This window comes from Indolivaga capnocytophagoides DSM 22835 (genome assembly GCF_000426485.1).
GTDB classification, from domain to species: Bacteria; Bacteroidota; Bacteroidia; order Bacteroidales; family Dysgonomonadaceae; genus Dysgonomonas_A; species Dysgonomonas_A capnocytophagoides.
Genome location: NZ_KE384530.1, coordinates 88,265 through 111,756, shown reverse-complemented (window position 1 = coordinate 111,756; position 23,492 = coordinate 88,265). Strand labels below are relative to the sequence as shown.

The following is a 23,492-nucleotide window of genomic DNA, read 5'->3' as shown; positions in this document are numbered from 1 at the left end:
CTGGGCGGGGCGTTGAACAAAGCGACAACCATAACAGGTACAACAACCAATACGCTGACTTTGAATGTGCCTACTATCATACCCTCGTCCGGTACGTTTACTCTGGCTGGAAACGGGGCAGCAGCAGGAAGATACCTTATGTCGGATGCAGCCGGTAAAGCAACTTGGACAGCCATAAGTATACCGACTGTACCGACCGAGCCCTGGCAGGTACAGGGTGGCACAACACAAGCAACGACCAATGCCCAGAATATCTACCAAACAGGGAGCGTGTCTATCGGTTCTAATTCGGCCGGATCGTACAAGTTCCAGGTTACCGGTACAAGCAATATCACCGGAAATTCGAGGGTAGCAAGTTCTACCGTAACAGGTAACGAAACGGTTGGCGGTACGCTGGTTGTTACCGGAAAAACCACTCTCAACGGAGACCTCCAATATACTGGCCATGGTGCTGCTAATGGAAATGTGCTCTCCAGCGACGCTTCGGGAAATGCCACCTGGAAGAATGCAAATATGCTGTCGGGGAGTTGGTTTTATCTGCCGTCAATCAATCTCGATATGGGATCCACTTCTGCCAAAACTGCAGACCTGTTCAACCTGGGGGTAAAGCAGCTGCTGGCTGCAGGAACTCTTATCGCCGGCAGCCCCAGTGCAGCCAAACCGACACTGCCTACAACAGCTGCGGCTTACGATTACTTGGTGGTAGGATCCAGCGGACATATAACATCGGTTAGTATAAATGCCAACGGCGTAATGACATATACTCCTACAACAATAAATCCCCCGATAGATGCATATGTAAATATCATTGTTAGGGTTAAATAAAACAGAAATAATGAATATGAGAAAAAATATATTTATAATATTGATTTGTTTTGCATACTTATCCACTTATGCCCAGAAGGAAACATCTAACTGGACATTCGGGGCTAATTGTGGACTAACATGGAATACAACACGCAGTCTTGCATGTACGGGATTGGCGGGAACTCCCAATGCTACACTAAGTGGGCTGCCTAATAATATTACCAGCAGCCTAAATAATTTAGAGGGATGCGCTACACTATCTAACAGCGATGGTGTTCTCACTTTTTATACGGATGGCATGCGATTATTCTATAAAGGAGTAGCAATTGCTACTGATTTATTAGGTCATATATCTTCTGCACAATCCGGGGTCTTTTGCCCTTATCCCGGATCGCCGGAAAAATGCTTTGTGATTGCAGTAGGTGCAATGAGGGCTAATAATCTATCCTATACAGTAGCATATGAAGATCAATATGGAGGTTGGATAGAATCGGGCAAAAAAAATATTCTTTTTCAAGGAGCAAAAGGACTTACCGGAGAGAATATTGCAGTAGTACATCATCAAAACGGACAAGATTATTGGGTGATAGCAGTTGGTCAAGGTGGATATGAGATAAGCCCTTCGTATTTTAATGCTTGGTTAGTAACAAAGAACGGGGTATCAACTACACCTGTTTCAACATCCTTTAACCTCGCATACAGAGATCAGTTCGGGAGTTCCGGCTACTTGAAGATAAGCCCGAACGGGAGACGCTTTATCCTAGCTACTTATCCTGATAATCGTTTTTGGTATGGCGATTTTAATTCTGCAACGGGAGCCTTCAGCAATATAAAAAGTATCGCTGATTTTAATGGTACTGATTTGGCTCGACCTTATGGTGTAGAGTTTTCCTCTGACCAGTCTGTTGTATATTTTACTGACGAAAACGGTTTATATGCTTTTAAAGCTGATGAATTATTTGCTTCTAATAATATATCAACTGTAACCAAAAAGAAGTATAGCTTTACATCGACATTCGGTAATAGTGGAGCTATCCAATTAGGACCCGACAAACGGATATATTGGAGTAAAACTGGCACAAAATATATGTATATAATAGACAATGCTAATGATTATAATAACATCAAAATATATCAAACACCCAATAACTTTCTTTTAGGGAACTGCACAACGGGACTTCCTACTTTTTCAGCCAGTTGGTTCTCCACACCCAGAGGAGTAATGCCCGTAAACCCCACGCTGCGCACGAAAAGTTATTGAACTTTCGTCCCCACAAAGTAAAATCATTCACTACAACTTCATATCCTATTTAGATATGTGCACATATTTAAGAAAAGAGTCTCAGTTTTCACCGAGACTCTTTACCCATCTAATCTAATTAAAATAACTAATCTTATAATCAAGTACAAACAAGTCCTTGTGTATTATTTCGGAAGATTGAAAGCTTCTTTTAATGCTTCCATATCTTTCATTGAAGTACCTTCGGGTTCAAATCCCATCGATTTAGCAGTCAGATAAATCTGGGCTGACTTCGATAAAGTATCAACCATATCAAAAGCTTCCATAATATTTTCACTTACTGAACAAACGCCGTGTTTCTCCCACATAACCACGTCATAATCTTTAAGCTCTTCGACTGTAGCTTCTGCTAATTCTACCGAACTCGGCATTTTATAAGGAATAATACCTAATCCTTTAGGACAAAAAGCACGTGTCTCGGGAATCATACTCCACAGTAAATAAGTAAGCTTATCTTTTTTCATAAACTCCGGATTGTGAGTCATGGCAATCAAATCAATAGGATGGGTATGCAGAGCTGCTTTGTAGCCCGAACCTATTCCTATCTGATAATTATGCATCGACAAATGAGAAGGAAGTTCCGAAGTAGGTTTAACAGGGTTATCTGCTATGATTTCATAACTGCTGCAATCGTCAAGAATACGGATTACCGATCCGTTTTCCATTGGCCAGCGAGCAAGATCACGCATACGTCTGTTTGTTCCTTTACAGAAAAAATAACATCCTTTGAGATGAGGTAATACTGTACCTATAGAAACCGGATCACTGATCGGTTTCATATTTCTGATCTCGTCATCCACTAAATCTGTAATATTAATAGTAATATTACCACCGTTACGTTCAGCCCAGCCTTTTTGCCACAAGTAACCGGCCACTTCTGCAACATCTGCTACTTGTTTTGCCAATTCGGGGCGATTATCTAATATTGATTTCATAATATATTTATAACTATTATTTTAAGGTCTATGACCTTTTATTATTTTTCGAAGATTTATACAAAGGGGTCTATGACCTTTATTGCTGCGACATTGCCACCACAATAATGGATGAAATAAGCACAACCAATCCTAATACAAGTATGCCGATTGTCTTACTACCTACTCCTTTCCACTCTTTTAGAACGATACCCCAGACATTACTGAACAATACATTGAGAGACATCAGTATACTCCATGAGAAAGCAAGCAATACAGGGCTCTCTGTTAGGAAACTCTTACCCATCTCCAAGCCAAAGAACTGAGAGTACCATAATCCTCCTGCTAACGCACAGAACAGAATATTGTTCACCAACGTTCCCGAATCAACAGATGTATATTCTTTTATCGTATTGTTCTTTACGTTCTGCTGAAGGCAATAGATGGCATTAGTAAAGAATCCGCCTAAAGTTACCAAGAAAATAACAGGCAGACCTGCATAAAGAGGTTTAACACCTCCGGCCAGAGCAGCTTCCTTAATCGGAGCTCCGGCTGCAAGCCCTAAAGCAAAACAAGCACTCATCACACCGGCAAGTAAAGCCACCAGAAGACCTTTTGTCAAAGCGAAATCTTTTACAGCTGCTCTTTTTTCTTCTTCAGTCATATTCTTGGACCGAAGGCTGCCAGCATACCCGATAATAGCTATACCAGCTATGGTGATCGCCACACCTATCAACAGCATTAACCCTTCGCCCTGAAACAAATCTGTTCCGGCAAATAAGGCCGGAAATAATGTACCAAAGGCGGCACATGTACCCAATGAGATACTTTGTCCGAGAGCTACTCCCAGAAACCGCATGCTTAATCCAAAAGTAAGTCCTCCGACTCCCCACAAGACACCAAAAAACATTGCATTGAACGCTCCGCCCGAACCCCAAAGATCAAAAAGGCTTTGCCCTTCGGGAATGGCAAGCAAAGCTCCTAACAAGGGAAAAACCAGCCATGCAAACACACCTTGTACTAACCAAAAAGATTCCCACGACCAACTTTTGATTTTTTTGATTGGCACGTAGGAACTTGATTGACCAAAGCTGCCCAGAGCTATTATTATCAGTCCTATAATTGTATTCATAGATAGATTTTTTAAGGTCTCAGACCTTTTTATTGACTTTGCAAGCATAACACCAATAGCCGGTTATCGCTTTAAAGCACATCATTAAATACTTTCTGTTACTTATATATAGAAAATAGCTTGCAACGGGGTTATTTGTTGAATTAAATTAACCATGGTAAGTTATACCCGCTGCAAGCCGATTTGCACATAATTTATGATCTCTTAGATGTTACATTTTTTTCATACTTCTGAACAGCAGGAATAAAGTCTTCGCCTACTTCGACATTGCTTGACAAGCAGAAATAATCCCAAACAGCATTCCAAGGAAGGCTCTTCGCTTCTTCCAACAATGCCAATCTTTCAAAGTACTGACCGTTTGCTTCATACTCACGAAGTTGTGCAAGCGGTTCAAGAAATCCTTGCAAGAATGCTTTTTGTGTTGCACGTACCCCGATTACATAAGCACCGATACGGTTGATAGAAGCATCAAAGAAGTCAAGACCTACGTGCACTCTGTCAAGAGCATCAGCACGTACAATTTCTCTAGCCAATTCGATAGTATCTTCGTTAAGAGTTACTACGTGGTCAGAATCCCAACGTACAGGACGGCTCACATGAAGCATAATTTCGGGAGTGAAAAGAAGCAGAGAAGAAATCTTGTCAGCAACACTTTCAGTTAAGTGGAAGTGACCGGTATCAAGAGTTACTATTTTTTGTTTCTTAGCGCCATAACCCAAATAGAAGTCATGAGAACCAACGGTATAACTTTCAAGAGCAATACCGAATAGCTTAGACTCGATACAGTCTTTCATATTTTTATATTCTGTTGCAAAAATGTCATCCAGAGATTGTTCCAAAATCTGACGGTATTTCAAACGGTTCACTGTCAAATCTTTCATCCCGTCATGAATCCATAAGTTCATGATACATGGATCGTTCTGGAATTTACCGATTGCTTCCGAAATAGCACGGCTGCGTTTTGTATGCTCGATCCAAAAATCACGGATAGCTTTATCAGGATTAGCCAAAGTCAAATCACCGCTTTTTGGATGACCGAAAGAACTTGAATTGAAATCAATCTTCAAATTCTTTTCCTTAGCCCATTGCATCCATCCGGTAAAGTGAGAAGGCTCTATTTGATCACGGTCTACAGGTTTACCTCCAAAATCACCATAAATAGCATGCAGGTTGAAACGGTGAGTACCTCCGATATGAGTCAACACTTCTTCTATATCAGCCTGTACTTCTCCGATATTTCTTGCACGTCCGGGATAGTTTCCTGTCGCCTGAATACCGCTTCCACCTTGGTTTCCTAATGTTTCGAAACCTACCACATCATCAGTTTGCCAGCAATGCAGCGAAATTGATAACTTCTGAAGATTTTTCAATGCTTGTTCTACATCTACACCTACTGCAGCGTAACGTTCTTTTGCTATTTCAAATGACTTTTGAACTAATTCAGATTTACTCATGATTTTATTATTTAGAGGTTAAGGTCACAAGAAGGTCTCAGACCTATTTATTATTTTGTTTGTAAAAAATTTAATCTTGTTACTTACTATTATTTCTTCAATAATAAGAAGAATCGGTTATAGGCCTCATTCCACAACTCTGTATCCTGAGGTTCAAACACTTCGGGAGTCACTGAATTACTAATTACTTTACGAATATCTTGTAAAGAATCTATCAATCCTGCTCCTTTTGCCTGTATCATAACATTACCGATAGCAGTTGCTTCGGATGGACCCGCAACAACTGGTATACCGATAGAATTGGCTGTTGCCTGATTGAGCAATTTATTTTGAGAGCCACCGCCAATCACATGTAGTTTTTCTATTTTGAATGGGGCTACCTTTTGCAGACAACCCAATACAAATCGATACTTAAGAGCCAGACTATCGAATATACAACGGATAAATTCGGCATGACTTGCAGGCGACTGTTGCCCTGTTTTACAACAATATACTGCAATAGCCTCAGTCATACTTTCGGGATTGGCAAACGAAGCATCATCCGGGTCAATCATCGAACGGAATCCCTCAACAGAGTTGGACAAAGCTACAATCTCAGGATATGTATATTTTTGTCCGACAAGTTCCCATTCTTTACGACATTGCTCGAGAAGCCACATTCCTGTGATATTTTTCAAGAAACGAGTTGTACCGTTTACTCCTCCTTCGTTGGTAAAATTCAGTTCAAAAGATTCATTTGTTATAATAGGATCTTTCACCTCAATCCCCATTAACGACCATGTACCCGAACTCAGATAAGCAAAATTTTCGTTTTCTGCAGGAACAGCAGCTACAGCCGAACCCGTATCATGACCTGCAACCGCAATCACAGGAACTTTATCTATTCCACATTCTTTCATCACACTATCTGTTACATAGCCGATTACTTCGCCAGGCATTACAATAGGCTGCATCAACGATGGACTTATACCCATAGCGTCGAATAATTTAGCTTCGAAATTCTTTGTCCTCGGATTTACAAGTTGTGATGTTGATGCAATTGTATATTCGCAAACCTTTTTGCCTGTGAGTAAATACGAAAAAGCATCCGGCATGAAAAGAACATCAACAGCTGCTTCCAAAGCTGACGATTTTTCTTTTTTTGCTGCAAATAGTTGGAATATAGAGTTGAAATTCATTATCTGAATTCCTGTTGAATCATAAACTTCTTTTTTAGATATAATCTTAAAATATTCTTCGGGCATACCTTCTGTATACGGATCTCGGTATGAACGGGGTTGCCCCAAGATAGCACCGTCTTTTCCGAGATAAACAAAATCTACCCCCCATGTATCTATGCCTATAGCATCTATTTTTATACCTTGAGACGCTACTGCTTTCAGTCCGTTTTTCAGCTCATCGAACAATGCGTATATATCCCAATAATATTTATCGTGTATACGTATTATCTTATTGGGAAAACGAGTGAGTTCTTTCAGCTCTAATTTATCATTTTGGATAGTAGCTAAAATAGAACGTCCGCTTGTTGCGCCTAAGTCAAATGCAAAAAAGTGATGTATATTTTTCATGTCTCGGTTTAGATCTGGAATTTAAAGTAACAAAGAGGTCTTAGACCTTAGATGTAGCAAAAGTAATGTTTCACTCTACACTCATATTGTTTTATTTGATTTAGATACTTTGAAAAATGACACACTTATTCTTTTTTATATTTTTTAAGGTCTTATTGGTTTATATGCATTTACAAAGAAAACAACCGCTATTCCTTTTAATATTGACAGTTGTAAAACAAAAGCCGGAAGCTATATAAATATAACTTCCGGCTACCTTTCTAACCTAATACTACATACTCCTGATGAAAGGAGACTTGTTTTTTACTTTATTGAAAATTCTGTTTCCAAACCTTCAGCACTACTAGTTCCTATCCACAATTTGAAGTCGCCAGCTTCGGCTTTTCTCTGCATATCCCTGCCAAAGAAAGCCAGATCGTCGGTAGTCAATGTAAATTCAATTGTTTTTGATTCACCTGCTTTCAATGCAACACGTTGGAATCCTTTCAGTTCTTTAACCGGACGGGCTATAGATCCGACTAAATCCCGGATATAAAGCTGAGCAACTTCAACACCATCTACCGAACTTGTATTTTTGATAGAGACTCTTGCTGTAAGCATTCCACCCATCGGAATAGAGTTTGAAGATAATGCTAAGCCCGAATATTCGAACTTACTGTACGACAATCCATACCCGAATGGAAATAACGGATTTTTGCCCGAATCGAGATAAAATGAGGTATTGCCCAATGATGTCTGACCTGCTTCGACCGGAATCTGATCCAAAGTCATCACGTTACCATCCGGAGCAGGACGTCCTGTATTGTTATGATTATAATACATAGGAATCTGACCTACTTCACGAACAAATGTTGCAGGAAGTTTTCCACTCGGATTGGCTTTTCCGTATATAAGGTCAAAAATTGCAGGCCCTCCCATTGTTCCGGGATGAAAATTAAACAACACCGCATCAGCATAAGGCAGGTCACGCTCAATAGTAAGCGGACGACCTGCCATCACTACCAACACAACCGGTTTGCCTGCACTTTTGACCTCTCTTAGTAAATCAGATTGCACACCTATCAGATTAATATTAGACAAAGAATGAGCCTCTCCCGACAGGATAGATTCTTCGCCCAGAAAAACGATCGCAACATCAGCAGACGCAGCTGCCTGCTTTGCTTTCTCGAAGTTTGCGGTACTCTTGTCTCTGCTGTACGAGAGCGCAGGTTCGTACACATAACTTATATTCTTAAACTCTGTCTGCAATGCTTTCAATGGAGTTACCGTATGTGCCTTGTCTCCATCGAATACCCATGTACCCATCTGATCATGAGGAGCGTCAGCCAAAGGACCGATAACCGCCACTTTCAGATTGGCTTTAAGAGGAAGCAGACTTCCCTCATTCTTCAACAGAATGGCAGATTCTACAGCCGCTTTGCGAGCTTCTTCTAAATGAGATTGTGAATAGATTGTAGAAGCTTTAGAAGTATCAACATATGGATTTTTAAATAATCCCAGACGGAATTTCACTCGAAGAATATTTCTTACAGAGTTATCTATATCAGCGATAGAAACTTGTCCCGACTGTACCAGCTCTTTCAGATACTTCGGATAAGTACCGCTAACCATTTCCATATCTAATCCGGCATTAGCAGAAATGCGTGCAACATCTTTTCCGTCTTTCGCATAACCGTGAGGAATCATTTCCGCCATCGAAGCCCAGTCAGACACTACAAATCCATCGAACTTCCATTCTTTACGCAATACATCTTTGAGTAAATAATCGTTACCTGATGCTGGTATTCCGTCATTATCATTGAATGAAGTCATCAATGTTGCCGCACCTGCATCTATTGCTTTTTTGAAAGGAACCAGATACACATTGTGCAACAAGTGAGGAGGAATGTTGGTACTGTTATAATCACGACCGCCTTCAGCAGCACCGTATCCGATAAAGTGCTTCACACAAGCTGCTATCGATGTAGGTGAAGACAAGTCATTTCCCTGAAAACCTTTCACCATAGCTGCTCCAAGCTGACCTGCCAGATAAGGATCTTCACCCAAACTTTCGGCAATACGTCCCCAACGGGCATCTCTCGAAATATCCAACATGGGAGCAAATGTCCAGTTGATACCCAACTCACGAGACTCAGTTGCCGCTACACGCGCTCCTGCTTCTACGACTTGAGGGTCAAAAGACGCTGCCTGACCCAATGGAATGGGAAATACAGTTTTCAGACCATGGATAACATCACGCCCGATAATCAAAGGAATACCCAAACGGCTGTTTTCCAAAGCTGCTTTTTGAACTTTGTTGACCTCTACAGGGTCTATAATATTCAACAGAGATCCTATCTCTCCCTTTTTAATCTGAGTAAGTAACTGATCGCTCGTCTCGAAATAACTTAACTGATTCATTTGTCCGATCTTCTCTTCCAAAGTCATTTTTGAGAGCAGAGCATTTATCTCCTTCTCGTAATTACCTTGCTGAGCATAACCGGCTGCCACACTTAGCAAACAGGCAATACCTATAAGTTTCAATTTCATAATTTAGGTTGTTTAAATTAAGGTCTCAGACCTGTTTTCTTACAATATCCGAATGTATCTTCCGACCTTTATTTTTTTTGGAATACCCTTACATAGTCTATTTTATAATTGGCTGGCAATGCTGATTCATCAACACCTTGGGCTCCTCCCCAGTTTCCACCCCATGCCAAATTCAGCTTGAGATAAAAAGCAGCATCAAAAGGCCATGTATCTTTGTTTCCTTTCTTATCGTTTTCGAAGTAGAATAATTCTTTGCCATCAACATAAGTACGGATATAGTCTTCTGTCCATTCCAAAGCATATACATGATAATCTGATTGAGCAGTTTCGAGATATGTCTCTTTTGTTTTCTCTGTTCCTATTGTATGATTGTAAGAAGTACAATGGATTGCCGAAGAAACGTAATTGGGTCTGTAACCCACTTCTTCCATTATATCTATTTCGCCGTCAGCAGGCCATGCCGTAAAGTTTTTAGGCATCATCCAGAATGCAGGCCATGTACCTTTTCCCGAAGGAAGTTTCAGACGAGCTTCGAAATAACCGTATTTCCAACTTTGATTTGTATTCATACGGATCGAATAAACTGTTCCTCCTATTTTTTTAGCAGTTATAGTCAGAATTCCATCCTTTACAGTTGCCAATTGTTCTGTACCTTGGTATGCTGCAACATAGTTTTGTAACTCGTTGTTGCCCCAGCCGCCGCCGCCTGTTTCATACCACCATTCTGATCCGGGTTCAGTACCTTCATCAAACTCATCGTTCCAAACCATTTTATAACCATCAGGAACCTGAATATTCGGATCGACTGGCGTTTCGGGTTTTGCAGCTTGTTTTACAGCTACAGAAGTACGACCTGCTCCCGATTTAACGATCACCGAACCTTCGCGAGCTACAGAACTCGAGTTAGCTGCAATAGTTACCGTTATTGTACCTTTAGTATCTATAGAACTCGATGGTTTGCAAGTGATCCAACTCTCGTTGCTGTAAGCAGTCCATTCTCCCGAAGCTACAACATCTATAGTCTGTGTTGTTGTCTTATAATCCACGCTAACCTCAGTAGGTGAGCAGACTACAGTTTCTGCAGGATCTGAATTATCGTTACTGCTACTGCAATTGAGAAATGAAAACAGTAGAATGAATAAGGGTAATTTATCTAAGATTCTCTTCATAATTTTATAAATAAGACAGGTGCGGATCTTTGGCAAAATCCGCACCCGTTTGGGTTAGGGTTAATCTATATGCTTTTGCAGTATAATATCTTTTATAAGTATATCCGTATTGTCGGGGTTACCTCCAAAGTCAAATACTAACTTTGCTCTAGAAATATCCTTTCCCTGGACATTTACAACTTGTGCTGCAACATTAGTTCCTGCCGAAAGATCGAAGTTTTTCATGAAAAGAAATGTATCGTCATCGTCATTCTGCGCCAATTTTATAGTCACAGCTCTTATATCTTGTGAAGCATTCAGTGTTACTCGAAAATCATAGTACTCACTAGCACTTAGAGCTAAATTGTCTGTAACAAATGTTACCTGATTCTGCCATTGCAAAAAAGTAGCACTAGGAAAACTTGTTGAATATTCTGTACCATTGATTACTAATACCGGATTAGGAAGCTGATTCCATCCCGGAGCATAATGAAATGTATTAGTAAAACTAATGCCATGCCATAAGTTATCAGTACTATTCACATCAACCCAAGTATGATCCGGTTCTTCAGGTTCAGGAACAACCGTTCCATCATCATTTGCGTGATCTTTGAATACGATATTCTCTACCGTAATATCTGTCCCTTCTGCATTTCCCCCAAAGTCTAATACTAATTTTAACTTACTAATATCTAACCCTTTCATCGGACCTTTTTTATTCCAGAAACACTGAGGTTGATTGGCTTCTAATTCGACTCTTTCGGCAAAGTAGTAAATATTATCATCAGTGCTATCAACCAATTTAACTGTAACTCCCGGATGTTTTTTGGATGAGGTCAGAATCACAGAGAAATCATATTCCAATGCTGCACTACTTCCGAAATCGGTAGTCAAAATCATTTGTCCCTGCCATTGATCGGTAGTTGCCTGAGGCAAAGTGATAGAATAAGATGGTTCGTTGAATGTATATTTCGGATCGGCAATCTGATTCCATCCCGGAGCATACCAGAATGTAGGTGTACTTATTGTAGCACTTTTCCAGATGTTGAATTCTGAATCGTATACAAATCCACCGAAGCCATTAATTAAGCTCCTGTCGATAGTGATTGTTTTTGTTACAGAACCATCACTTTGTCCATTCGCATTCAGAATTTTTACTTCGACAAGATAATCTCCTGCTTTCGGAAAAGTTTGAGTAAAACTAGTCTTTGATGAATAAATTTCTTTAGATGCTGTATGAATAGTCCAAAAAGGAATAACATCGGTTCTTTCGAAAGCGAAAGTAACTGTATTTGTTTCCTGATCCACCTCTATTTTAACCGCATCGGCATATTCCGAAGCTAAAGGAATACCTGCTTCATTGGGTGACTTAAAGTCTTCTGGAGAACAGCCTGCCTGACTTAGAGCTATGGTCACCAGCATGAAAGTGACTTTGATATAATTATATATATTTTTCATAATCCTTTTAATTTTAAGTAATCGCAAATAGGTCTGAGACCTTAATAATTGTTCTGAGTTAAGGTTCCTTGTGCTGCATCTATTTCACTTTGAGGAATAGGCAGGTATTTTTTATTTGCAGTCCAGGCATTAGTTCTATAACCATAACTATCAGGAACAAGTACACTTGCAGCCTTTCCTGTACGAATAAGATCCCAGTAACGCTTACCTTCTCCGACAAACTCAAGGTGACGTTCTTCGATAATATTATCAATGGTTGCGGCAACTTCAACAGTCAACCCTGCACGTTTATGTACTCGATTCAGATATTCTTTTGCATCGCCGCTTCCTGCTCCTCGAACAATAAGTTCGGCTGCATTAAGCAATGTTTCAGAGAAGCGATAAATACGAAGGTTGTTATTATAATTAAGGTCAGCATCGGCAATTTGCCCTGTAGTTCCTCCAGACTTCGCAGCATATTTTTCCAAGAAGAAACCAGTATCCTGATAACGTGGCTTATAACTACCTGCAGCTGCGGCATTCCAACAAGTTGCATCGCGGCGAGCATCGTTATTAGCATAGCGACTGTATGTTTCTGCTCTTACAGGAGCAAGCCCCCATCCATTCTCATGCCCATCAGTACCATCAGCCCATCCCAGAGGACTTATCAAACGAGGAAGAACTGTTCCTCCGGCTGCAAGAGGAGAATTCCATGAGCGAGCAGCATTCTGTGACTTATAATTAATCTCGAATATAGATTCATCACTCCATTCTCCTGATTCTTTAAAAATACCAGTATAATCAGTAGCCAGCGAATATTTTCCACTATCGATAATCTCTTTCATATACTCCAAAGCTTTCGGATAGCGGCTTTCGTCATTTTGATACATTACTATTTCTGCATAAAGCATATATGCCATAGCCTTTGTTACACGTCCTAAGTTGTTACTGCTTTCCTTCATCGGAAAAGCATCCAATGCAATTGCGCCTTCCAGATCCGTAATCATCTTATTATACACATCATCAGCTTTAAACTGCTCTGCGATATAAGGTTTTGTAAGATTTATTTCATAATAAGGGATATTACCCCAGAATTTCCAAAGCCAGTTGTAATAAAATACGCGAAGTACGCGAGCTTGAGCCTCATAATAGGTTGCATTTTTTTCGGTCAAATTCTCTCCTGCCCAACCAATATAAGTAAGGATATCATTGCTTCGCTTCACACCCGAATAGGATACACTCCAAAGTCCGGTCATACAGTTAGAAGGAAGTGCTTCGTAATTCATCATCAAATGCCAATACTGGTTATCATTCTTATCAGCACCGCCAACCCATAAATCGTCAGCCATAATATCACTCATTATAAGCGCCGGATTATACTGTCCCATTGCCCAATCAGACCAATGCAATGGATCGTAAGCAGCAACTACAGCTTCTTGTATATGCTCATCTGTAGTAAAGTAAGTTTCAATTGTTTCTTTTGTCTTAGACTCTACTTCTAAAAATGACTCGGAACAGCCGGTTGTCAGCAATGCTGATGATACTAGACCGGTAATTATATATTTATATTTGTTCATGATGATTAAATATTAAGATTAAAACGCCAAATTCACTCCTACAGTAAATACTCTTGCCTGTGGATATACACCTCGGTCAACACCCAAAGATGTACCTCCAGATGAGATTTCCGGATCAAATCCATGATACTTTGTTATTGTCAGTAGATTCTCTGCTGCTACAAACAGACGTAGAGAAGACACAAAATATTTACGTGTCAAGTTACTCGGAAGAGTATAACCCAGCTGTATGTTTTTCAAACGAAGGTAGCTACCATCATATATGTAAAGATCTGAGGCTTGCCAGTTTGCATTATCTCCTTGTACATAACGAGGATATTTATTTGAAGTACCTTCACCTGTCCAACGATTGAGCATCCAAGATGGCATATTGCTCGACGTAATATCGGTACGGCGTGTAGCATCAAATACATCGTTTCCGATAGTACCTTGCCACATCATACTCATATCAAAATTTTTCCAATTCACATTGAAGTTAAATCCATATGTCCAATCGGGCATACCTTTACCAATATCTGTGCGGTCTTTATCATCAATCACTCCATCGCCGTTAATATCTACAAAACGAACATCACCGGGTGCAGCATTAGGCTGAATCAATTCTCCATCTTTGCCTGTATAAGCATTCACTTCTGCTGTATTTTGGAAAATACCATCTGTTTTAAATCCATAGAAATAAGGGAAAGGTTTTCCATTCTGAGCCCGGGTAATAGTATTTATACCTTGAAAACCGTCTAGATTAGCCCAACCTGAATCGTTACCGTATTCGATCAACTTATTTTTCAAATAGGTCAAATTACCTCCAAATCGGAAATTCCATCCGTTAGTGCTGAATCTGTAAGCTCCTTCAAATTCAAGTCCGCTATTTTCCATCTTACCCACATTTCCAATAGGCTTAGACTCACCTACGTATGATGGTATATTCATCTCCATCAACATTCCGTTGGTTTTTTTCTTATAGTAATCCACTGTAAAAGTCAGTGCATTATCAAAGAAGCCAAAATCCAAACCAAAGTCTAACTGCTCTGACTCTTCCCATCTTAGGTCAGGATTAGCCAATCCTCCTGCTTTTACCCCATTTACCAAATTTTCACCTGATCCGAATATATAATTGTTTCCGGGCTCTGTCAATACAGTGTATCTGAAGTTACCGATATTCTCGTTTCCGTTCTTACCCCAAGACAAACGAGCTTTTGTTGCTGTCAACCACTCAGGACGTTCCTCCATAAACTTCTCATTTGTCAGATTCCACCCCAAAGAAAATGAAGGAAAAGTGGCATAATGATTATTATAACCGAATCTGGAAGACCCGTCACGGCGAACCGTAGCCTGTAACATATATCTCTCATCATAGTTATAGCTGGCACGGGCAAACAATGATGCTAACGTGGCATCATCACTAGGACCACCGTAAACACCCATATGTCCATCTTCCTGCAAACCATTACTTGCATCGATATAAGGACGATCCAAGTTGATTATTCCAAATCTGTTTCCTCCAAGATAACTTCCCGAAGATTTCTTAGCAGATTGACCTAGAAGCAGCGAAAAAGTATGCTTATCAATTGTCTTGTCATACATCAATATATTTTCGAGCTGCCATGTAGTTCCATCTTGTTTATTAGAATAAGCACTGGTCTTATCAGCCTTATTATTAGCTGTTAGGTAATACAGTTTAGTGTAACCGTCATATCCCCAAAAACCCAAATCAGCGCCATATGAAGTTCTGAATTTCAAATTATCCCAGATTCCTAATTCCGCAGCAAAATTGACTACAAATTTATGACTCCAATTCTGATTACCAGGTAACGACAGACTTGCCAGAGGATTTACCATTTCATTATAGTCAGACCCAGCCAGCATGTAAAGTTTACCATTTTTAGGATCATACATTGGGGTGTAACCACTTGTTCCGGCATACTGATCTAATTGATCTTGTGCTGCTTGCCCCTCTACGTATACACCCAATATAGGAGATAATGCTAAAGCACTACCCAAAGGTGACCCGTAAGAAGAGTTTGTTTCGATTCCTTTACTCTTTATACGTGCATAAGAAAGGTTTGAGGAAACCTTGAGGCTTTTCAACCAATTACGGCTTTTCGATTCATCGAATAATGTATAACTGGTATTGCTGCGCAGGGTTAAACGTTCGTAGTTAGAACGATCGAAATTTCCTCCCACAATACCTTCTTGTGTATAGTAACCCATAGAAACCAAATAATTGATTTTATCACTGGCTCCACTTATACTTACTTGATGATTCACTACAGGCGCATCATAATTAAATGTTTCTTTTTGCCAATTGGTACCCTTTCCATAAGAATACGGATCATTGTATTTAGGAGCCATACCTGCATTAACTGCTCCTTCGTTCATCATGATTGCATATTCGGTTGCATTCAATACATCACGTTCTTTCCATGGACGCTGCCATCCGTAAGAAAAGTCATAGGTAACTCTTGTTCTTCCTTCCTTACCTGTTTTGGTCGTAACCAAAACTACCCCGTTAGCAGCACGTGCACCGTATACAGCTCCGGAAGCGGCATCTTTCAACACTTCTATGGAAGCAATATCACTCGGGTTAAGATAATCCAAACCACCCTCTATAGGCATACCATCTACAATATAAAGCGGGTCTGAATTATTTATCGTACCGATTCCTCGAATACGAATTTTGGCAGCGGCACCCGGCTGTCCCGAAGCAGATGTAACCGTTACACCGGCAGCAAGTCCTTTTAGAGCATTATCGACCCGCACAGGTGCTGTAGAGCCCAAGTCTTCGGCCGAAACCTTAGCTATAGAAGCTGTTACCACACTCTTTTTCTGAACGCCATATCCAACAACGATCACTTCATCCAGAAGCTCTCCCGATTCTTCTAACAAAATCGACATCGGACTCTGGGATGCGTTTATTTCCTTTGTTTTATATCCAAGATAAGATATAACTAAAGTTGTGTTTGAAGGTACATTTAATTGGAAGTGTCCGTCCAGATCTGTTACTGTTCCATTATTGGTGTTTTTTTGTACAACAGAAACTCCGACCAGAGCTTCTCCCGATTTGGCATCTGTAACAGTGCCTTTTATAGAACTGCTTTGAGCAAAAGCAGCTATCGGTAGAAATAACAGGAATAATATTAGTCCTGATAATAGCCGATTAACTGTAAACGACTCTTTTTTCATGTTTTCTCATTTAGTTGGTTAACGATTTAGGTCTCAGACCTATTTATTTACTAATCAAACATATTCATAACAAAGAATTATCTCTTTTAGATACTCCTGTTACTTATATATTTGATCATTTTTTTGGTTTACATTGGCAAACCTATAAATATGTTAGTTTTTGTAAAAAAATAACAATACTACAAAAACTCACGTATAGCAATATAGAATACTTCAAGACTACTACACATTAAAAATAAATACCTATATATCAATATTATATATTAAAAATACCTACATCAGAAAAGATTTATTATATTTGAAGACATTTACACATCTATTAGTGTTATTTTAACCTTTATTAGCCATGAAATTTATTCTATATATTCTATTCTTCATTATAACAGGTCCTCTAATATCTTCTGATTCTGTATGGCAGAGAAATATCATCAACTATGAACGCAATACATATATGGCAGGTTCGCAAAACTGGTCAGTCAAGCAAAGTCCAAATAACCGAAAGATATATTTTGCCAATACATCAGGACTGCTCGAATTCGATGGCATATTCTGGTCATTATACCCTATAAGGAATAAATTAGTTAGAGCCTTACAGATAGATAAAGACCGCATATATGTAGGGGGAAGCTCCGAAATAGGATACTTTGAACCTGACAATTCGGGAAAACTTATATATCACAGCCTTACAAATCTGGCTCCGGAATGGAGAGGAGAAGTCTGGAATATCTTCGTCAGAGGTGATAAAGTATATTTTCTCGATGAAGGGCAAGTAGTTATATATGACGGAAAAGATAAAATGAAGGTAATATCAACAGGTGTAAAAGTAGACTGTGCCTCACTCATCAATAATTATATATACATAGGCAGCCCCGATGGTGTCTTCTTTATAAATTATCAAGACAAGCTTACGCCATTGCTGGATACAGAGAATATCAAAGGCGAGAAAATAGTAAGTATTCTTTCTTTCGACAACAAATTACTGACTGTAACTGCCAGAAAAGGGATATATCTGCTAGGCTCTAATAAACGGACAAAAATGACCCTGCCTGCATCTCAAAATTTCATAGAGAACAATCAATTGTTCTGTGCCTCATTAGAAGGTTCTTTATTATCGCTGGGCTCAGTACAAAACGGGGTGTTGGTAACCGACTTATTGAATCCTCAATACCAAGAGGAATTTAATTTGAATAATGGATTATATAACAACACAATATTAAGCTCTCTCTTTGACCTCGATGGAAATCTTTGGATCGGGCTCGACCGGGGCATAGCTTATATTAATATAGAATCGTCTATCCGTCCTATGTTTTCTGTCAGCTCACCTATCGGTACAGGATATTGTTCAGCATACTATAAAGGAGATCTGTATCTGGGTACAAATCAAGGGCTATATAAAGTCGATAAATCAGGGGCTTATACCCTAGTCAAAGACACCGAAGGACAGATATGGTCTTTGTCCGTGTACAACGAAACCTTGTTTTGTGCAGGAGATACCAAAATATCCATCATTGAAAATCAATCGATATACAACATACCTTTAACAGGCATATGGCAAGTAAAACCATTAAAAGACAAGATGATAGCAAGCTCCTATTCAGGGCTAAAAGTTCTCGTCAAGAAACAGGGGAAGTGGCAATATTCACACAACATTCCCGACTTTTATAATTCATGCCGGGACTTTTACGAAGAAGACCAAAAAACAATCTGGGTGATGGGCAACGATAATATAGTACTCCGCCTTACATTGAATGACGATTTAACTCAGGTAATTGCAAAGAAAGAATACATACTACAATCGCCACTAAATCCGGAAAACCCTTTCTTTAATAAAATAGACAATACTCTATTCATTTGCACGAGGAACGAGATATTGAAGTATGTGAAAATGTCCGATAAATTCATTCCCTTTTCGGAACTCGAGAATCTGCTCGAAGGGCCTCAGAAGTACGATTACCTATCGATAGATCCATACAAAAACATCTGGTTTGTCACAGATAACAATCTTAAGTTCTTACGTTATAACAACGGTTATTCGAAAAAGAAACAGGCTTTAGGATTAAGTAACGAATTGATCAATGGTTATCAGAATGTAATGCTCAAAGATTCAGTTTCGGCAATACTGGGAGTAGACCGAGGTTTTGTTATGATAAACCTTTCAGATAAGCAAACTAAAACGACACCTCTTACGGCATCCATCCGAAAGATAATAGCCACAGACAATGACAGTACACTTTTCTATGAGAAGTCCAAACAGTTTTTAAAGATTCCCTATTCACTCAACTCCATAAACATCTACTTTTCTACTACGGAATATGCAGACAGAGATGAAATTGTATATTCGGTACGCCTGCATAATATCGATGAAAAATGGAGCACCCCTTCCGAGAAAAACAACAAAGAATACACTAAACTTCCCGAGGGAATGTACACATTCGAAGTAAAAGCAATGAAAAAGGGTGAAACCGACTCGGATAAAATCACTTACCTAAGTTTCAGGGTGCTTCCTCCATGGTATCGTTCTGTGTGGGCATATATAGCATACCTCACTCTCATACTGACTTGTATATTCATCTTTTACCGACGTACCATATGGAGACAGAAACGGATTATTGATCAAAAAGGCAAGGAACTTATAGCCCAAAAGCAAAGACATCAAGAGGAAAAGCAACTAAAAGACAAAGAGATATATGAACTGCAAAACGAAAATCTGAAAAGCAATCTCGAATACAAAACACAAGAGCTATCGGGATATATACTGAATCTAGCTCGAAAAAATGAAATGCTCGAGAATGTAAAGAAAGGTGTATTCACTATATCAAAAGCAATAGATGATAATAAGCCTTCCATTACGATAAAGCAAAAAGTGATGAGTCTGATTTCACAGATCAATCATAACATTGAGCATGACAAAGATTTCGATGTATTCCAGTCGAACTTCAATGTATTACATTCGGATTTCTTCAATGCACTGGAAAAAAGATATTCTAATCTGACCAGAAACGAAAAAGTACTTTGTGCCTATTTAAAGATGAACTTATCATCCAAAGAAATTGCATCGTTACTAAACATCACCATCAGAGGTGTTGAAGTCAGCAGATACAGGCTCCGGAAAAAGCTTGAAATAGATAAAGACATTAATCTCAATGACTTTATGAACAGCCTAAAATAAGGTCTCAGACCTACTTATTACTTTGGTAAGAAAAACTATCAAAATCTGTTATCAACTAAAATTATATCATTATATACATGCTGTCACTCAAATAATCCACCACGCATACACACCTAGAATAATTTATTCTACACAGATAGGTAAACAAGACTAAGAGTCCGATAAACAACTCTATTTCAGCAGCAATTGTACCTCTACAGGTTTATCTGTTGTTATAAAATCTACCTGCTGATCGATAAGACGTTTCATTACATCGGTGCCATTCACAGTCCAGGCATTTACGGTTAAACCTAAAGTATGCGCTTCTTTAATCCAAGTAGGGTTCTTTTCGTATACACTGTAATGGTAGTCAAGTCCTGTTAAGCCAATCTCTTTTATCTCTTTCGGAGAAAGTTCACCTCTCAGATATGCTATTTGAGATTTGGGAGAACCTTTCAGTAACTCTTTGCAGATATTCAGGCTAAAAGAGATATACTCAACCTGACTCTCTAAATGATACTTTTTCACCAAAGCCAAAGTAGCAGCAACTGCTCTGTCTTCGTTTTCTTTGGTTTTATGTGGTTTGATCTCCAGGATCAATTGAGTCCCGTTATTTGCTTTTCCGGCAATCAGATATTCTTCCAAAGTAGGCAATACCTCACCATTCTTTAGTTTGAGGTCTTTTATCTTCTCGTACGGAGTTTCTTCGATACGCATCCCTTCAATTACATCATCGTGATTAACAACGGTAACTCCATCCGAAGTGATGATCACATCAAATTCCGAGCCATAAGCTTTTATTTCATGGGCTTTGTTAAGAGCGGCGATAGAGTTTTGAGCCGAACCTTCGGTATCCCAATATCCTCTATGAGCTATCACTTTTGTTTGGGCACTCACATTTACTGTAACTAATAACATCGCACACATTGCAGATAAAAAAACTATTTTCTTCATATCATTATTAAGTAATAGTAGGTATTTAATGTCGTATTTCAAAGTAATAACAGCCTATATTGCTTTTATACCTTGATGGACAAACAAAAAGGTCTCAGACCTTTTTCACTCTGCAATATTAAGCAATTATTCCGAGATGCTGCTCATATTCATTTCGAAGCCCGTTACATTACTGTTAATATATGGTTCTACTCCATTCTGTACCTTTGCTCTGTAATTGAACAGACGGCAGCCGTCTACATCGCTCAACCATAGAGACGGGCGGAAATCGGGCGAAAGAAAGCTCACCTGCACATTATTCATTTCTATATTACGGGCATGACGGATGAAGAATCCCGATGCAGGAATAGTTCCGAACATCCAAGGTTCGGGGTACACTGCTTCATTTTCGGGTGGAGTCAGCTTTGCATCTGCTTCCGTTCCTCCTCCTTTATATACGATGCGAATATTATCGAGAACGACATCTTCAATATAATTATCCGGAATGCCGCTTATAATTGAGGCATATCGAGAATCGGCGTTATACACATTAATATTACTCAGTGTTATTCGTGCCATCTTACCTACAGGAGTCCCTTTAGGACTTCTCAATCGTGCTCCCAAACGAAGGAAAATCGGTGAATTTACAATATCCCTCATGGTTATATTACTGATCACAATATCTTCTAAAGAACCTCCGTCAACGGATTCTAATGCCAATCCCCTGCAGTTTTCAAAAACACAGTTCGAGATACTGATATTCTTAAAACCTCCACTCGATTCTGTTCCCATTTTTATACGTCCTGTCACATAACCATGATCAGGAGCCTGAGGCTCTTTACGCTCAAAAGTTCCTGCTAGTACCGATCCTTTGTCGTAACCACTTACATAACAGTTCGTGATCGTTATATTTTCAGTATCACGAAAAAAGCCAAGGGCAAAACTACTCTTCAATACAATGGCATCATCCCAGGGAGAATTAACCGAACAATCCGAAATACGCACATTACGGCAGCAATCAATATCAAAACCATCACGGTTTGTATCCACCCAAACATTTGTGATAGTCATATTATCGACACCTGTTGCCAGTAAAGCAAAATGTCCGCAATTGACCATCTGCACATCTTTTATAGTAACATTCTTGCATAACTTCAAGCTGATGGCTTTGTTTCCAACACCTGCCAGACGGCTTTCTTCACGGGTCAGACCTCTACCATCTATACGTCCTCTTCCCTCAATAGATATATCGCTCAAACCGATACCCCATATCAGGCTGTTCATCCAATGGCTGTGCCCGAAATCCTGATATTTATTATGTTCATTTTCTTCAGCGGCATCATATCCTCTATCCTTCTCGGGATATGCAGCCAACAGTACACTGCCGGCATCGAGATAAAGAGTTATGTTATCTTTCATCCGTATAGAATAACTCAGATATGTACCGGCAGGCAAAAAAACAGTTCCTCCACCATTGGCAGAGGCCGCTTCGATAGCCTTATTTATAGCATCCGAATCAATTTGTACCCCATCTCCTTTTGCTCCGTAATTCTTAACATCGTAAACGGCAGCCGGAACCTGCACCACCGTTATAAATAATGTAATGACAAGTAATATATATTTCATTTTATTTTTCTGTATTTTTCATCAGTACTGAATAAACAGTCTCAGCTATAAATCTATGCCCCTGATCATTGGGATGTAGTTTATCGGTATCCGGATAACATTCTTCATGTCCCGATAAAGCTGAGTATAAATCAATCACCGGATATCCTTTAGCTGCAGCAACCTTCTTTATCAAAGGAATTATTTCATCTGATAATACTTTAGGCTGATGCGACCAGTTTGTATTTGGCATAATAGGGATCGGTAAACATAAATATATCTTGGGTTTGGATGGAAGAGACTCGAACGTTTCACACAGATAAGTAAGATCGGCTTCGAAATTAGCTGCAAAATCTCCCTCATACCAGACTCTTGGCTGTGAGTCATTCGTACCTAATGCTATTGTTACAATATCGGGCAGAAAGGATTTTGCTTCTTCAAATTTTTCACATTTATCGTATGGCTTATAGGTATTGCGGCAGGCAGTCGCTCCACTTACACCGAAGTTGCGCACATCATAGTTTTCACCCATCAGCACTGCAAGCTGTCCCACATATCCTTTGTGTACTCTGTCACTTGCGACAGCACCTTCGGTTATACTATTGCCTACACAAGCGATTTTGATACGGGAAGATTGAGCTGTAATCGACAACACAACCAACAAGGAGAGCAATAACGCATTTATTCTTCTTTTCATTTTTTGCATTTTTAAGGTAACATAATCAATCAACAGTGATCAGTTAACAATAATCAATTGAAA

The 23,492-nt window shown here is 39.4% G+C and carries 15 protein-coding genes; 3 read left to right on the top strand and 12 right to left on the bottom strand.

All coding sequences use genetic code 11. The features are described 5' to 3' along the window. The coding region (locus K322_RS0117620; protein ID WP_026628063.1) for a hypothetical protein at positions 1-825 on the top strand (825 nt) is incomplete at its 5' end. A 16-nt stretch (positions 826-841) separates the two neighbouring features. Further along, on the top strand, positions 842-2,068 hold the full coding sequence (locus tag K322_RS0117615; RefSeq protein ID WP_157279517.1) for a hypothetical protein: 1,227 nt from the start codon (positions 842-844) through the stop codon (positions 2,066-2,068). Between the two features lie 164 nt (positions 2,069-2,232). Here K322_RS0117615 and rhaD read toward each other — a convergent pair whose 3' ends face one another. The 9 genes from rhaD to K322_RS0117570 form a co-directional block, all read right to left on the bottom strand. Further along, positions 2,233-3,042 carry a rhamnulose-1-phosphate aldolase gene (gene rhaD / locus K322_RS0117610; protein WP_026628061.1) on the bottom strand — a complete coding sequence of 270 codons (810 nt, stop codon included), beginning with the start codon at positions 3,040-3,042 and terminating at the stop codon, positions 2,233-2,235. 79 nt (positions 3,043-3,121) lie between these two features. Then, positions 3,122-4,153, bottom strand: a complete 1,032-nt coding sequence (gene rhaT, locus K322_RS0117605) for an L-rhamnose/proton symporter RhaT (protein WP_026628060.1) — start codon at positions 4,151-4,153, stop codon at positions 3,122-3,124. 194 nt (positions 4,154-4,347) lie between these two features. Continuing rightward, positions 4,348-5,607, bottom strand: a complete 1,260-nt coding sequence (locus tag K322_RS0117600; RefSeq protein ID WP_026628059.1) for an L-rhamnose isomerase — start codon at positions 5,605-5,607, stop codon at positions 4,348-4,350. Positions 5,608-5,696: 89 nt separating this feature from the next. Beyond that, positions 5,697-7,175: a rhamnulokinase gene (locus K322_RS0117595; protein WP_026628058.1), complete on the bottom strand. Its 1,479-nt coding sequence runs from the start codon at positions 7,173-7,175 to the stop codon at positions 5,697-5,699. Between the two features lie 303 nt (positions 7,176-7,478). Then, positions 7,479-9,704 (bottom strand): beta-glucosidase BglX, encoded by a 2,226-nt coding sequence (gene bglX / locus K322_RS0117590; RefSeq protein ID WP_026628057.1) that lies wholly within the window; start codon positions 9,702-9,704, stop codon positions 7,479-7,481. A 68-nt stretch (positions 9,705-9,772) separates the two neighbouring features. Next, positions 9,773-10,873, bottom strand: coding sequence for a family 16 glycosylhydrolase (locus tag K322_RS0117585; RefSeq protein ID WP_026628056.1), 1,101 nt, complete (start codon positions 10,871-10,873; stop codon positions 9,773-9,775). A 60-nt stretch (positions 10,874-10,933) separates the two neighbouring features. Continuing rightward, positions 10,934-12,310 carry a hypothetical protein gene (locus K322_RS0117580; protein ID WP_026628055.1) on the bottom strand — a complete coding sequence of 459 codons (1,377 nt, stop codon included), beginning with the start codon at positions 12,308-12,310 and terminating at the stop codon, positions 10,934-10,936. Positions 12,311-12,351: 41 nt separating this feature from the next. After that, the gene (locus tag K322_RS0117575) at positions 12,352-13,866 is read right to left on the bottom strand and encodes a RagB/SusD family nutrient uptake outer membrane protein (RefSeq protein ID WP_026628054.1); all 1,515 of its coding nucleotides are present in this window, start codon (positions 13,864-13,866) and stop codon (positions 12,352-12,354) included. An 18-nt stretch (positions 13,867-13,884) separates the two neighbouring features. Further along, positions 13,885-17,046, bottom strand: coding sequence for a SusC/RagA family TonB-linked outer membrane protein (locus K322_RS0117570; RefSeq protein ID WP_026628053.1), 3,162 nt, complete (start codon positions 17,044-17,046; stop codon positions 13,885-13,887). Between the two features lie 346 nt (positions 17,047-17,392). On the opposite strand from K322_RS0117570, the gene K322_RS0117565 reads away from it, so the two are divergent. Continuing rightward, positions 17,393-20,215, top strand: a complete 2,823-nt coding sequence (locus K322_RS0117565) for a triple tyrosine motif-containing protein (protein WP_026628052.1) — start codon at positions 17,393-17,395, stop codon at positions 20,213-20,215. 171 nt (positions 20,216-20,386) lie between these two features. On the opposite strand, the gene K322_RS0117560 is transcribed toward K322_RS0117565, so the two are convergent. The 3 genes from K322_RS0117560 to K322_RS19975 form a co-directional block, all read right to left on the bottom strand. Further along, complete coding sequence (locus K322_RS0117560; protein ID WP_026628051.1) at positions 20,387-21,148, bottom strand: glycerophosphodiester phosphodiesterase family protein; 762 nt, start codon at positions 21,146-21,148, stop codon at positions 20,387-20,389. Between the two features lie 126 nt (positions 21,149-21,274). Next, a complete protein-coding gene (locus tag K322_RS0117555; protein WP_026628050.1) occupies positions 21,275-22,753 on the bottom strand; it encodes a rhamnogalacturonidase in 1,479 nt (492 codons plus the stop codon). 1 nt (position 22,754) lies between these two features. Then, the gene (locus tag K322_RS19975) at positions 22,755-23,429 is read right to left on the bottom strand and encodes a GDSL-type esterase/lipase family protein (protein WP_051290949.1); all 675 of its coding nucleotides are present in this window, start codon (positions 23,427-23,429) and stop codon (positions 22,755-22,757) included. Positions 23,430-23,492: the final 63 nt, after the last annotated feature.